The sequence below is a fragment of the Bradyrhizobium sp. P5_C11_2 genome (genome assembly GCF_054049755.1).
In genome coordinates this window covers 1-13525 of record NZ_JBFULT010000155.1, presented here as the reverse complement: position 1 = coordinate 13525, position 13525 = coordinate 1, and the positions used below count along the sequence as shown (strand labels likewise).

The window sequence follows — 13525 nt, the reverse complement described above, 5'->3', positions numbered from 1 at the left end:
GCCGGCAAGTGCTCGATCGCGCTGATCACGCTCGCCGGCAAGCCGCGCACCGGCGTGATGCCGCCGCGCGCGGCCGGCGCGGAAGCCGATTTCGAGTCCGCTTACGGTGCAACCACGCACAATGCCTACGGCATGTGTGCCATGCGCCACATGCACGACTATGGCACCACCTCCGAGCAGCTCGCCTGGATCAAGGTCGCCGCCTCGCACCACGCGCAATACAATCCGCATGCGATGCTCAAGGACGTCGTCACCGTCGAGGACGTCTTGAACTCGCCGATGATCTCCGATCCCTTGCATCGCATGGATTGCTGCGTCGTTTCCGACGGCGGCGGCGCGCTGATCGTGACGACGCCGGAGATCGCGAAGAGCCTGAAGAAGCCGCTGGTCAAGCTGATCGGTCACGGCGAGGCGATGAAGGGCCCGCGCGGCGGCAAGGATCTCGATCTGACCTATTCCGCCGGAATCTGGTCCGGCCCGCGCGCATTCGAGGAAGCCGGCATCACGCCGAAGGACATCAAATACGCCTCGATCTATGACAGCTTCACCATCACCGTCTTGATGCAGCTCGAGGACCTCGGCTTCTGCAAGAAGGGCGAGGGCGGCAAGTTCGTCGCCGACGGCAATCTGATCTCGGGCGTCGGCAAGCTGCCGTTCAACACCGACGGCGGCGGCCTCTGCAGCAACCATCCCGTCAACCGCGGCGGCATGACCAAGATCATCGAGGCCGTGCGGCAGTTGCGCGGCGAGGCGCATCCGAAGGTGCAGGTCAAGAACTGCGATCTCGCCATCGCCCACGGCACCGGCGGCCTTCTGGGAGTTCGCCACGCCGCCTCGACCGCCATTCTGGAGCGCGTGTGATGGTAGATGCAAAGAAATATCCAGCCCCGGTGACCAACCCGGAGACCGCGGCGTTCTGGGAAGCTGCCAAGCAGGGCAAGTTCATGATCAAGCGCTGCACCGCCTGCGGCGAGGCGCACTACTTCCCCCGCGCGATCTGCCCGTTCTGCTACTCGGACAAGACGGTGTGGGAGGAGTCTTCGGGCGAGGCCACGATCTATACCTGGAGCCTGATGCGGAAGTCGCCGACCGGTCCTTACGCGATCGGCTACGTCACGCTGAAGGAGGGCCCGTCGCTCCAGACCAATTTCGTTGATTGCGATCTGACGACGCTGAAGATCGGCCAGAAGGTGAAAGTGGTGTTCAAGCCGACCGACGGCGCACCGCTGCCGTTCTTCACGCCGGTCTGACTTCTTCCCTTCTCCCTCCTGTCCGCCGAAGCCTTGGCGAAGGCGGATGTGGGAGAAGGTGGCGCGAAGCGCCGGATGAGGGGTCTGTCTCCACGGAAAGACTCTGTGTGCGGAGCCAACCCCTCACCCAAATGAGTTTGCCGCACTGTCCTTGCAGCCCTCTCCCACCAAGGGAGAGGGCACTTCGACTGGCAGCGGCGCATAAGAATGCCGGGAGGAAACAAACAAAATGTCCGCCAGATACGAAGAACTCAAAGGCCTGAAAAACCTCGGGCAGAAATACGCCTACGGCGATCGCGAGGTGATGCTCTACGCCTATGGCATCGGGCTCGGCGCCGATCCGATGGACGAGAAGGAGCTCGCCTTCGTCAACGAAGGCACGCTGACGCCGCGGCCGCTCAAGGTGGTGCCGACGTTTGCCTCCGTGGCGGCGTGGGGCTCCGGGCCGGGCGAGATGAACCTCAACCGCGTCATGATCGTCGACGGCGAGCGCGACATCACCTTCCACCAGCCGCTGCCGGTGGCCGCGAACATCACCGCCGATTCCTCCGTGATCGAGGTCTACGACAAGGGCAAGGACAAGGGCGTGGTGATCAGCCACCAGACCGTGCTCAAGAACGAGAAGGGCGAGAAGCTTGCGACGCTGGTCGCCTCGCGCTTTGCCCGCGGCGACGGCGGCTTTGGCGGGCCGAACCTGACCAAGCCCGATCTGCACAAGATCCCGTCGCGCGCGCCCGACAAGACCATCGACATCACCACGCGCCCCGACCAGGCGCTGGTCTATCGGCTCTGCGGTGACCGCAATCCGCTGCATAGCGATCCCGAGTTTGCGAAGAAGGCCGGCTTCCCGCGCCCGATTCTGCACGGCATGTGCACCTACGGCATCACCTGCCGCGGCGTGCTCCAGACCTACGCCGACTACGACGCGAGCGCCTTCCGCCAGCACGTCGCGCGGTTCTCCTCGCCGGTCTATCCCGGCGAGACCGTCACCATGGACCTCTGGAAGGACGGCAATGTGATCTCCTTCGAAGCCAAGGTGAAGTCGCGCGGCGTCACCGTGATCAAGAGCGGCAAGACGGTGCTGGGTTAGGTCGGTCTCGTGCCGCGGACGCAGCGCAGCACGCAGTGATGCGCTGCTGAGCCGGGGCCCAGAGGACGTAGCAAGGAACTGGGTCCCGGCTCTGCGACGCAGCGTTTCACGCTGCATCGCGTCCGGGACACGAGAGAACAAGGGACACGAGAGAACAAAAACAAACAGGGAGAAGCCACCATGGGATTACTCGACGGCAAGGTTGCGCTGATCACCGGCGCGGGCGGCGGGCTTGGTGAGGCCTACGCAAGACTGTTCGCGCGGGAAGGGGCATCCGTCGTCGTCAACGACCTCGGCGGCCCCCGCGACGGCTCCGGCGCCGACAAGTCGATGGCGCAGCTTGTGGTGGACGCGATCAAGGCGGAAGGCGGCAAGGCCGTGGCCAACGGCGCCGACATCTCCACCATGGAGGGCGGCCAGTCGGTGTTCGACGACGCCATCAAGCACTTTGGCCGCGCCGACATCCTCGTCAACAATGCCGGCATCTTGCGCGACCAGACCTTTTCCAAGGCCTCGGAGGCCGACTGGGACAAGGTGATCAAGGTCCACCTCAAGGGTACCTTTTGTTGCACCATGCCGGTGTTTCGCTGGATGCGGGAAAACGGCGGCGGCGTCATCGTCAACACCTCCTCGACGTCCGGCCTGATCGGCAATTTCGGCCAGACCAATTACGGCGCGGCCAAGGGCGGCATCTGGGGCCTGTCCAACGTGCTGGCGATCGAGGGCCGCAAATACAACATCCGGATCTGGACGCTGGCCCCGGGCGCCTTGACCCGCATGACCGCAGACCTGCCCCGCTATAAGGAGAACCCCTCGGCGGCGCTGGGGCCGGACGGCATCGCGCCGGCCGTGCTATACATGGTCAGCGACTTGTCGGGCGACCAGACCGGCAAGGTGTTGGGCGTGTCCGGGCCCCGCGGCGTGCGCGAAATGCGGATGATGGAAATGGAAGGCTGGAAACCGCCGCACACGGGCTGGAAGGCCCAGGACATCGCCGATCATGCCAAGGAGATCTTCTTCTCCGAGGAGCAGATCAAGATGGGTGCGCGGCGGTTTTAGCCGTTGTTGTCGTTCCGGGGCGGCTCGAAGAGCCGAACCCGGAACCTCGAGATTCCGGGTTCGCGCTGCGCGCGCCCCGGAATGACGGAGAAAGAGAGAGACTGATGAAACTGACCGCCGACGCCAAGGGCACCTTCGCAATCGCGCCGACGCCGTTCCACGATGATGGCCGGATCGACGAGCGCTCGATCGACCGCCTGACCGATTTCTACGAGGAGGTCGGCTGCGACGGCGTCACGGTGCTGGGCATCCTCGGTGAGGCGCCGAAGCTCGATGCCGCCGAGGCCGAGCAGGTGGCGGTGCGCTTCGTCAAGCGCGCCAAGAAGATGCAGGTGATCGTCGGCGTCTCCGCACCGGGATTTGCCACCATGCGCTCGCTGGCGAAGGCCTCGATGGACGCGGGCGCGGCCGGCGTGATGATCGCGCCGCCGCCGTCGCTCCGCACCGACGACCAGATCGTCGGCTACTTCAAGCAGGCGGCGGAAGCGATCGGGCCGGACGTGCCCTGGGTGCTCCAGGACTATCCGCTGACCTTGCAGGTGGTGTTCACCCCGGCCGTGATCCGCAAGATCGTCATGGACAATCCGAACTGCGTGATGCTCAAGCACGAGGACTGGCCGGGGCTCGAAAAGATCTCGACGCTGCGCGGCTTCCAGAAGGACGGCTCGCTCCGTCCGCTCTCGATCCTCTGCGGCAATGGCGGCACGTTCCTCGATTTCGAGATGGAGCGCGGCGCCGACGGCGCCATGACCGGCTATGCGTTCCCCGAGTTGTTGATCGACGTCGTGAACCTCTCCAAGGCCGGCAAGCGCGATGCCGCGCATGACCTGTTCGACGCGCATCTGCCACTGATCCGTTACGAGCAGCAGCCGGGCGCGGGCCTGGCCGTGCGCAAACACGTGCTCCAGAAGCGCGGCATCATCGCTTCCAGCGCGCAGCGCAAGCCGGGCGCGACCATCACGCCGGCGGCAAAGGCCGAGGTCGAGTATCTCTTGTCGCGCGTGGCGAAGGTCGACAAGCGCGCCAATCTCCAGCCGCAATCCAGCGCCGCAGGTTAGTTGCATGGCCGAGACCGCCGCATCACGCCCCGCGTCGACGATCCTCCTGCTCCGTGACGGAACGGCTGTCGACGGCAAGAGCCGCGACGAGGTGGAAGTCTTCATGATGGTCCGCCATCATCAGATCGAGTTCAACTCGGGTGCGCTGGTGTTTCCCGGCGGCAGCGTCGATGCCGGCGACAACGAGATTGTCGCCCGCGCTGACCTCTATTCGGGCGGCGAGGGCCTCAGCGAAGCGGAGCGCGGTTTCCGTATCGCCGCGATCCGCGAGACTTTTGAGGAAAGCGGCATCCTGCTGGCGCGCTCCAGGGACTCGGGCACGCCGATCGACGCCAGGCGCGCCGGCGAGATCGCGGATGCGCATCGCGTCGCGCTCAACGAGCACAAAATCAGCTTCCTCAGCATTCTCGCCGACAACGGCCTCYAGCTCGCGCTGGACACGCTGGTGCCTTATGCGCACTGGATCACGCCGGAGGGCATGCCGAAGCGGTTCGACACCTGGTTCTTCCTCGCGGCTGCGCCGCCCGACCAACTCGGCGCCCATGACGGGCGGGAGTCGACGGACTCGATCTGGGTCTCGCCGCGCGCGGCGGTGGAGGGCGGTGAAAGCGGCCGCTTCAAGCTGCCGTTCCCGACCACGCGCAACCTGAWCCGGCTGGCAAAGCAGGCCAGCGTAGGCGCCGCGCTCGACCATGCCCGCGGCATGTCGATCGTCACGGTGATGCCGGTCATGACCAAGACCGAAACCGGCCGGCAGCTCCGCATCCCCCGCGAGGCCGGCTATGACGGCGAGGTGTTCGAGGTCGGCGCAGTCGGCTAATACACTTCGACACGCAGCGAAGTATTGGCTGCTACGGACGCGCTAGGTTCCGTCCATCGCGAATGGACGGGACGCGCCATGGACAACCGGCAGGACACCAATATCGCCTTTGAACTGGCGCTGCTGGTTGCGCTCGCAACGCTGTGGGGCGGCTCCTACACCTTCATCAAGCTCGGCGTCGCCACCATCCCGCCGATCACGCTGATCGCGGCGCGCACCACCATTGCCGGCCTGCTGCTGCTCGTCGTCATGCGGGCGCGCGGCGTCAAAATGCCGACGGACGCCGCGACCTGGCAGCGCTTCGCCTTCCAGGCCGTGCTCAACAGCGTGATCCCCTGGACGCTGATAGCCTGGGGCGAACGCCATGTCGATGCCGCGCTCGCCACCATCCTCAACTCGGCCGGACCGATCTTCACCTTCCTGCTCACGGCCATGGTCACCCGCCATGAGGCGACCACGCCGCGCAAGCTCCTCGGCGTGGTCGCCGGCATGGCCGGCATCTTGCTGATCGTCGGCGTCGACGCGTTCCATGACGTTGGCGGCGGGCTTGTGGCGGAGGCTGCGATCGTCGCCGCCACCATCTGCTATGCCTGTGCCGCGATCTTCGGGCGTRGCTTCAAGGGGCTCGATCCGATGGCGCCGGCCGCCGGGTCGCTGCTTGCGGGGGCGGCGGTCCTGATCCCGGCTTCGCTCCTGTTCGAACAGCCCTGGACGCTGTCACCCTCGCTGAGCTCGATCCTGGCGCTGCTCGCGCTGGCCGTGTTCTCGACCGCTGCGGCATTCGCGATCTATTTCCGCCTGATCCAGACCCTCGGCTCGGTCGGCACCACCGCGCAGGCCTATCTCCGCGTGCCCATCGGGGTCGCCATCAGCGTCGCCTTCCTCGGCGAAACCTTGAGCCGGACGGCCTGGCTCGGGCTCGCCTGCGTCGTCATCGGCGTCGCCGCCATGACGATCCGACCCCGCAGGCCGGCCCGCGTCAAAACGTCATAATCCGGAACAAGCGGCGGGCCGAGGACCGCAACTTTAAGGGTTTTCCGCGGCCGAAGGCATGTTCCCCCGGGGCCGCAATACGTCGTATATTGGGCTTCCAATAGCCCGGTCCTTAAAGCACCAATGTCCGCCGAATCGACGCCGACCCCTGAGAAAAAGCGAATCTTTTCGCTCTCCATCGGCCAGCTCACGTTCGGCAGCTTCCTGCTCGTGCTGGCGGTGATCATCGTCACCTCGACCGCGAGCGTGATCGCGATCCGGCACATCGATACCACTTTCGCCGAGTTGCAGCGGCTGCAGAGCGTCGGCGACCTCGCCGAGGATATCGACCGTCGCATGAACGAGCTGCGCCTCGCCGCGCGCGACTTCGTCACCGATCCAGGCGCCGGCATCCAGTTCAAGCAGGTCGGCGAGGCGGCCTCGACGCTCAGCGACATCCTGAAGAAGACCCGTATCGAGCTTGCGCCCGAGCAGCAGGACATGATCGACGGGGTCACCGAGCGGCTTGCGACCTATCGCAGCGGCCTGGAGCGGATCTCCGCCCTGATCGACCGGCGCGCCCAGCTGCTCGCCGGGCTGCCGCCGCTGCGCGACCAGTTCGATGCGGCTGTCGCCAGCACGGCGGACCGTGAGCTTGCGTCCCGCCTGTCGGAGGCGCAGAGCCGGATCGCGCTCGGGCTGCTCGCGCGCAACCCGTCCGCGGCCGAGCAGGCGGCGGATAGCATGCGGGCGATGGACATCACCGATGCCAGTCTGAAATCGGCCGTGAACAATTACGCCGAGGCGATCATCGCAGTCGCCGTGCGGGAGCGGCAGATCGCGGACATCGATCGCGAGGTGCTGGGAACCGAGGGCCGGCTGATCGGGCGGGTCACCGAATTGCTGCGCGAGGTCAGCGCGCGGCGCGGCCACGTGCTGTCGCGCGACTTCGCGCGCACGCTGACGGAGGCAAGATGGCAGAGCATCGTGCTCGGCACGATCGGCGTGCTGATCGGGATTGCCGCCGCGATGTTCGTGGTGCGCAGGACGGTGCGTCCGCTCGCCCAGATCGCGCGATCGATTCGCGCGCTTGCCGCCGGCGAGAAGAACACCTCGATCCCGTCGGCCGACCTCGACAACGAGATCGGCGACATCGCGCGGGCGGCCGAAGTGTTCCGCCGCGCGCTGGAGGAGGCCGACACGGCGCGCGAGGCGGCGGTGCGCGCGCTCACCGAGCAGCGGCTGGCCGAAGAAAGCTACCGCAAGCTGTTCGAGGGGTCGGTCGACGGCATCTACGTGACCACGCCGGCCGGCGACCTCCTCAACGCCAATCCGGCGCTGGCGCGGATGATGGGCTATGACAGCCCGCAGCATCTCATCGACAGCATCAACGACATTGCCCATACCATCTACGTCCATCCCGAGGCGCGCGCCGAATATCAGCGCCTGATGGCGCGCGACGGCATGGTGCGCGAGTTCGAGTACCAGGTGCGCCAGCGCAGCGGCGACATCCTCTGGCTCTCCGACAGCGCGAGCGGCGTGCGGGACGAGGCGGGCAACATCGTCCGCTACGAGGGCACGCTGCGCGACATCACCGACCAGAAGCGCGCTGAAGACGCCATTGCCGAAGGGCGGCGCCTGCTCCAGCAGGTCATCGATACGGTGCCCGCGGTCATCAACGTCAAGGATCGCGACCTGCGCTATGTGCTGATGAACCGCTACATGGCCGGCATCTTTGGCATCGAGCCCGGCGACGCGCTCGGCCGCACCACCGCCGACCTGATGTCGCGCTATGGCGCGGCCAAGTCCGACGAGAGCGACAAGCGCGTGCTCAATTTCCGCAAGGGGCTCGGCTTCTACGAGGAGGAGTACAAGGATAGCTCCGGCAACATGCGGCAATGGCTGGTCAACAAGCTGCCGCTGCTCGATGCCGAGGGCGAGATCGAGCGGATCGTCACCGTTGCGCTCGACATCGGCGAGCGCAAGCGCGGCGAGCAGGAGATGCGCAAGGCCAAGGAAGCCRCCGAGACCGCGCTGCGCAATCTGCGCGAGACCCAGGCCTCGCTGATCGAGGCGGAGAAGCTCGCCGCGCTCGGGCGCCTGGTCGCCGGCGTCGCGCACGAGGTCAACAATCCCGTCGGCATCAGCCTCACGGTCGCCTCGGCGCTCGAGCGCAAGACCGCGATGTTCACCGCGGAGGTCGAACGTGGTGAGTTGCGCCGCTCCACGCTCAACGACTATCTCCACACCAGCCGCGACGCGTCCTCGCAGCTCGTGGCCAATCTCAACCGCGCCGCCGAGCTGATTCAGTCGTTCAAGCAGGTTGCGGCCGACCGCAACTATTCGGATCAGCGCAGCTTCGATCTCGCCGATCTCACCGAGCAGGTGGTGATGAGCCTGCGGCCGGGCCTGCGCAAGCACAACCTGACGCTCAACGTCGAGTGCCAGCCCAATCTGACCATGAACAGCTATCCCGGCCCGTACGGGCAGGTGCTGACCAATCTGTTCCTCAATTCCGTTGCGCATGCATTCCCGGACGGCCGGCCCGGGACCATCGACATCCAGGTGCGCGAGTCCGGCAAGGACAATGTCGAAATCATCGTCTCCGACAATGGTTGCGGCATGTCGCTCGACGTGCGCCGCCGCGCCTTCGATCCGTTCTTCACCACGCGGCGCGACCAGGGCGGCACCGGTCTCGGGCTGCACATCGTCTACAGCATCGTCACCAACCGGCTCGGCGGGCGACTCGATCTCGATTCCGAGCCGGGCAGCGGCACGCGCATCCAGATGATCCTGCCGCGCGTCGCGCCGCTGGAGCAGGCGGCGGAATAGCTAGTCGACGTCCGCAAGCTTGTGCAGGGTCGCGCCGAAAATCAGGCTGGCCTTGCCGACGAGCGCCGTGCCCGTCATCTCCGCGCGCGTGTCCGTGTAGGTGCCGCTGACGCCGATGCCGACCGGAGCAGGACCGCCGAACAGCGGATTGTCGTCGCCGCGCGGCGAGGTGTGCCGCTGTACCAGCACCTCGCCCTTGAAGGTGTTGTTGTCCTTCACGCTGTAGCTGCCGGTGTAATAGAGATAGGCGTCGCCGCCGAGGATCTTGCCGTCGCGGAAAAGAATCACGCCGCTGCCCTTGCCGGCTCGACCGTCGAGCAGCGTCACGTGAATCGAATAGAGGCCGTTCTTCATAACGTCCCGCAGGTCGGTGGCCGTCGCCCGAGGCGCACCGGTCAAGCGTTTATGCCAAAGGCCATCCCCTGGCGCAACGCGGCAGTTTGCCGGTTGGCAAGTCGGCCAGACCGTAATTTCCCGGCTTGTCTGTGACGCCGTTATGACGGTCTCATCATGAGGCGAGGCTGACCGCTGCGAATCGGAATTGGCCCGCGAAATGCATAACCATTGTTGCACTGGCCGCGGGGTGCTGGAGCAAGACGAACGTGAGCAACTGGATCGATTCCGGCGGCGATGAGCCGCGTCTGTACAGTGCGCGTCCCACGAATTGCGAAAGACAACATCGGCGAATCGGCGCCGCGACGCGCTGGCGAAGCGCGGCGAGGCTGGGCTGCGCATTAGCCCTGATTGCCCTCGCTGCCCCCTTCGGGCACGCGCGCGACCGCGGCCAGTTCGTCAACACCAATGCCGACTTGAAGGCCTGGTTCGACGGCCTGCGAAGCGGCAAGGGGCCATGCTGCTCCGATGCCGACGGGTCGGCGCTGTCGGACTCCGACTGGGACAGCAAGGACGGGCACTATCGCGTCCGCGTCCCGCGTTATGGCTATGTGATCGACGGCAAGCAGCMGGAACTCATCTGGGTCGACGTACCCGAGGAAGCCGTGATCTCGGAGCCGAACCGGGTCGGACGCACCATGGTCTGGCCGATCTACGGCTACACGGGCGTCACCATCCGCTGCTTCATGCCCGGCAGCATGACCTAAGCGCGCCGGGCGACAGTTYGCCCGGCTGACGCCCGATCCGGTCCGCGCCGCCTCAGGTATATTTCTTGTCGCGCTCGAGCAGCTCGATGGAAATGCCTTCGGGGCCGCGGATGAAGCAGATGCGGACGCCGGGCCGGATCGTGGTCGGCTCGCGCGTGAAGGTGACGCCCTTGGCCTTGATCTCGGCGGCGACGGCGTCGATGTCCTTCACCGTGAGACCGAAATGGTCGAGGCCCTGATGGGGATGCGGTGGCGGCGGGCTGACGGCGTTGTCGCCCTCCAGCGGCGCGATGAAGATCCTGGCGCCGCCGAGGTTCACGTCGATCCGTCCCGGCGCGCGCACGATCTCGCCACCGAGGATGTCCCGCAGCCAGGCCGCCGTGGCCTCCGGATCGGGGCTGCGCAGATGGACGTGATCCCAAGTGACGACGACTGGCATTTCATTTCCTCCCGACGGGGTCTTCGCGATGTTGCAGCGCATGTTAGCGAGCCCGGCCGGTGATCGCCACCGTCGTTCCCGGATTCGCATGAGCGCGGGAACCATAGTTCGTCTCCTGGATTAAAGTAAGCAGTGGCCGGGTCTGTCGTAGACTGCCCGCATCGTGTCGAACGGATGCGCAACGAAATGCCTCGGCCGCGATCGGTGACGCACCCATGACCACAGGGTTTGACCGGATCGGGTGGGGACGCTTCGCGGGGCTCAGCGAGCATCTGGCGCGGGGCGCGACGATCGCGAGCGTTTCGTTCGGCCGAAGCCTTCTGTGGCTGCTGGCAGCCCTCATCGTCGGCTGCGCCGTGTGGATGCTGATACCTCTCTCCAAAGGAAACACCGCTCAGGTCGAGCCCGTGAACGCGGCGTTGGCCGCTGTTGAGCCGGTTCCCCCGGCGGCGGCAGGGGCGCTCTCCGAAGCGCAGGCTCCGGCAGCKGCAGAACTCGATCGTCTCAGGATTTCATCTCAGACCTGGCGCCGTGGCGGCCTCGGTTCGAAGGCGCTGGTGACGTTCACCCTGCGAAACGACAATGATTATGCCATAAGGGATGTCGAGATCGTCTGCGCCTTTACGCGGCGCGATGGCAGCCATCTGACCGATCGCAGCCGGATACTGGCCGACACCGTCAGCATGAAGAGCCGCAAGACCTTTGCGCATATCCCCGTCGGCTTCATCAATATCAATGCCGATCAGGCGAAATGCTCGCTGGTTGCGGCACGACGTGCATAACGGGCTGCGCGGCCCCAGTAGCGGAAACGTGACTGTTCCGGCCCTTGGTCAAAAAACTTGATGTCGCCATTTGAACCTAACGGCTGGGCTTAGGAACCAACTATAGGATCGCCTGTTAAGGCGAGGAGCCCACGCGTGGATGCGGGGGGGAGCGCGGCCCATGCCCATCTTTCGGTATTTCGTTTTCGTCGGTGGAGCGCTGCTCGCACTGTTGTTCGCGGTGGATTTCGTTCTGCCGGCCTCTCCCGTTGCACAGGGTGTGGCGACTGCAAGCAACAGCCAGCCCCTGATCCGGATCCGCTCCGATCGCCATCTGCCCGATCGTGTCGTGATCGACACCAGTCAGCCAACCATGGCCGCGCCCGTGGTGAAGACGGCGGCTGCGACCCAGCCGCCGGTGCAGGCRGACGCGCTGGCCGAGTTGTCGGCGAAGGCAAGGGTGCGCGAGACCTTCGCGCAGTTCGCGCCGGCCGCAGCGAAGGCCGATGCGGCCTCGGTCAAGAGGGCCGACGCCAAGCCGCAGGTCCAACCCAAGCGCAAGGTCGCCAGGACGCATCCGGCGCCGCAGCAAGGCAGGCCGATGATGCTGGTGGCACAGCAGCCGCATTTCAGCCCCTTCAACATGACCTGGTGAAAGCTTCGATCTGCCTCAGCGGGGGCGGGTAGGGGCTTTTTATTGTCAAACCTGTCTGCTAATTCGAACACATCCGAACGATACGCCCGGTGATGGCTCGCCCAGCACCGACCCCCGTATTTCGGTTGTGGCCCGGCGCGGGCCGAAGCGCTCGTAGCTCAGCTGGATAGAGCATCGGATTTCGATTCCGAGGGTCGGGAGTTCGAATCTCTCCGAGCGCGCCAGTCTCGATGTTCGGCTTATGTTCCGGAAGGCTGCGAGGCGTGCGGCGGCCTGAGCGGTTGGCAGCATGGACAGCCGGCCGCGCGCCAGCGTCTCCGATGGCGGTTCATTGAACGTCGCGCGGCAAGGTCTCAAAGCCACTGAACGACATTTCGTCTAACCCGCAATCGATGCCATGGTCGAAATCATATCAATGGTGAAACGTCTGATTCCGTGAATCGCGAAACGAGCCGTAATATTGCGGTCATCATGGAATGCGGTGTGGATCTGAGACCCCGGCGGAGGTTGTCCGAAGGTCCTCGAACGRGTGGGCGTGATGCGAAGAGCCCGCGCGTCAACGCTCTCCGATCATCGGCCGGCCCAAGGCGAGATCGATGAAATGGACCCGCGTGCAGGCGGGGCAGCTGAACGCTTCGAAACTTCGGCCTTCGCGTTTCGGCTGTCTTTCCAGATGGGTTTGAACATTCATGCCCGTCTGAGGGCATCGAAAAACGATGAGATCCGCCATCGGCACAGAATGCCGGGACGGTGATTTCTTTCTTTGATCTAAATCAGATTTGGAATTGGTCTCAGCGGTCGCGAGCCGAGTGCGTTGTCTCGCAAATGGGAAAGGGGCCCGAGGGCCCCTTCAGATCTCACCAGCGGCGATAGCCGTCATAGCGTGGACCATAATAGCGCGGACCGTAATATCTCGGGCCGTAATATCGCGGCGGGCCATAATATCCCGCGCCGTAGCCGTATCCATAGGCGTAGTTCGGCCGCCACCAGCAGCGCCCCCATTCATTGCAGACCATGCGGACCTGCTCGACGTCGGAGACCTGCGGCGTCGCAGGTGCAGGCGCGATGGGCATGGCGGACGCCGCCGGCGATGCCACGATGGCACCGAACAGGGACGCGGCGACGAGGCCAATTTTGAACTTCATGATATCCTTCCTCTGCTTACGAAATGCACGATATCGAACATGTTCTGATCAAATTGTGGCGGCACCGAAATGTAATGCTGATGAACAAATCTTCAGCCAAGTCCGCCGCAGGCCTGATCCAGCTTCGCAAGACTACCTGATGTTCGCGCGCACGGCCAATGCTGCGCTTGCGCCGCGGCCACCTCGCAGGAGATCGCCACCATCCTTGATCCTGCGCAATTCGCGCGCGCGGCTTCGTCCCTAGTCTTGTCGCCGTGGGCAGTCCTCTCGAGGCATTCGAGGGAAGCATCTCTGGCGGTCGCTCCGCGTCGGTCGGAGGGCTGCGCCCGCAGATCGTTTGGAGC

General features: G+C 65.1%; 14 protein-coding genes and 1 tRNA gene. 12 read left to right on the top strand and 3 right to left on the bottom strand.

Going from position 1 to position 13525, the window contains the following annotated elements; genetic code table 11:
- The 8 genes from ACXJL8_RS16845 to ACXJL8_RS16810 all read left to right on the top strand — a co-directional run.
- Positions 1-861, top strand: an 861-nt coding sequence (locus tag ACXJL8_RS16845; protein WP_456685269.1) for a thiolase domain-containing protein, incomplete at its 5' end; no start/stop codon positions are given.
- Complete coding sequence (locus ACXJL8_RS16840) at positions 861-1250, top strand: Zn-ribbon domain-containing OB-fold protein (RefSeq protein WP_456618120.1); 390 nt, start codon at positions 861-863, stop codon at positions 1248-1250. The genes ACXJL8_RS16845 and ACXJL8_RS16840, both read left to right, overlap by 1 nt.
- A gap of 229 nt (positions 1251-1479) precedes the next feature.
- A complete protein-coding gene (locus tag ACXJL8_RS16835) occupies positions 1480-2340 on the top strand; it encodes a MaoC/PaaZ C-terminal domain-containing protein (RefSeq protein ID WP_456618119.1) in 861 nt (286 codons plus the stop codon).
- 180 nt (positions 2341-2520) lie between these two features.
- Positions 2521-3399 carry an SDR family oxidoreductase gene (locus ACXJL8_RS16830; RefSeq protein WP_456618118.1) on the top strand — a complete coding sequence of 293 codons (879 nt, stop codon included), beginning with the start codon at positions 2521-2523 and terminating at the stop codon, positions 3397-3399.
- Positions 3400-3503: 104 nt separating this feature from the next.
- Positions 3504-4457 carry a dihydrodipicolinate synthase family protein gene (locus tag ACXJL8_RS16825; RefSeq protein ID WP_456618117.1) on the top strand — a complete coding sequence of 318 codons (954 nt, stop codon included), beginning with the start codon at positions 3504-3506 and terminating at the stop codon, positions 4455-4457.
- Positions 4458-4461: 4 nt separating this feature from the next.
- The gene (locus ACXJL8_RS16820; RefSeq protein ID WP_456685268.1) at positions 4462-5277 is read left to right on the top strand and encodes an NUDIX hydrolase; all 816 of its coding nucleotides are present in this window, start codon (positions 4462-4464) and stop codon (positions 5275-5277) included.
- A gap of 78 nt (positions 5278-5355) precedes the next feature.
- Entirely contained in the window at positions 5356-6270 is a 915-nt protein-coding gene (locus ACXJL8_RS16815; protein ID WP_456685267.1) for a DMT family transporter, read from the top strand.
- Positions 6271-6393: 123 nt separating this feature from the next.
- Entirely contained in the window at positions 6394-9081 is a 2688-nt protein-coding gene (locus ACXJL8_RS16810; protein WP_456685266.1) for a PAS domain S-box protein, read from the top strand.
- On the opposite strand, the gene ACXJL8_RS16805 is transcribed toward ACXJL8_RS16810, so the two are convergent.
- On the bottom strand, positions 9082-9435 hold the full coding sequence (locus ACXJL8_RS16805) for a GrlR family regulatory protein (protein ID WP_456618344.1): 354 nt from the start codon (positions 9433-9435) through the stop codon (positions 9082-9084).
- Between the two features lie 248 nt (positions 9436-9683).
- Here ACXJL8_RS16805 and ACXJL8_RS16800 point away from each other — a divergent pair, with 248 nt between their 5' ends.
- Positions 9684-10181: a hypothetical protein gene (locus tag ACXJL8_RS16800; protein WP_456685265.1), complete on the top strand. Its 498-nt coding sequence runs from the start codon at positions 9684-9686 to the stop codon at positions 10179-10181.
- 52 nt (positions 10182-10233) lie between these two features.
- Here ACXJL8_RS16800 and ACXJL8_RS16795 read toward each other — a convergent pair whose 3' ends face one another.
- A complete protein-coding gene (locus ACXJL8_RS16795) occupies positions 10234-10620 on the bottom strand; it encodes a VOC family protein (RefSeq protein ID WP_456618112.1) in 387 nt (128 codons plus the stop codon).
- A gap of 215 nt (positions 10621-10835) precedes the next feature.
- Here ACXJL8_RS16795 and ACXJL8_RS16790 point away from each other — a divergent pair, with 215 nt between their 5' ends.
- The 3 genes from ACXJL8_RS16790 to ACXJL8_RS16780 all read left to right on the top strand — a co-directional run bounded on the left by ACXJL8_RS16790 (position 10836) and on the right by ACXJL8_RS16780 (position 12260).
- On the top strand, positions 10836-11402 hold the full coding sequence (locus ACXJL8_RS16790) for a hypothetical protein (RefSeq protein WP_456618111.1): 567 nt from the start codon (positions 10836-10838) through the stop codon (positions 11400-11402).
- 160 nt (positions 11403-11562) lie between these two features.
- A complete protein-coding gene (locus ACXJL8_RS16785) occupies positions 11563-12036 on the top strand; it encodes a hypothetical protein (RefSeq protein ID WP_456618110.1) in 474 nt (157 codons plus the stop codon).
- 147 nt (positions 12037-12183) lie between these two features.
- Positions 12184-12260 (top strand) — tRNA-Arg (locus ACXJL8_RS16780).
- 633 nt (positions 12261-12893) lie between these two features.
- Here the strand turns inward: ACXJL8_RS16780 and ACXJL8_RS16775 are convergent.
- Entirely contained in the window at positions 12894-13181 is a 288-nt protein-coding gene (locus ACXJL8_RS16775) for a hypothetical protein (RefSeq protein WP_456618109.1), read from the bottom strand.
- Positions 13182-13525: the final 344 nt, after the last annotated feature.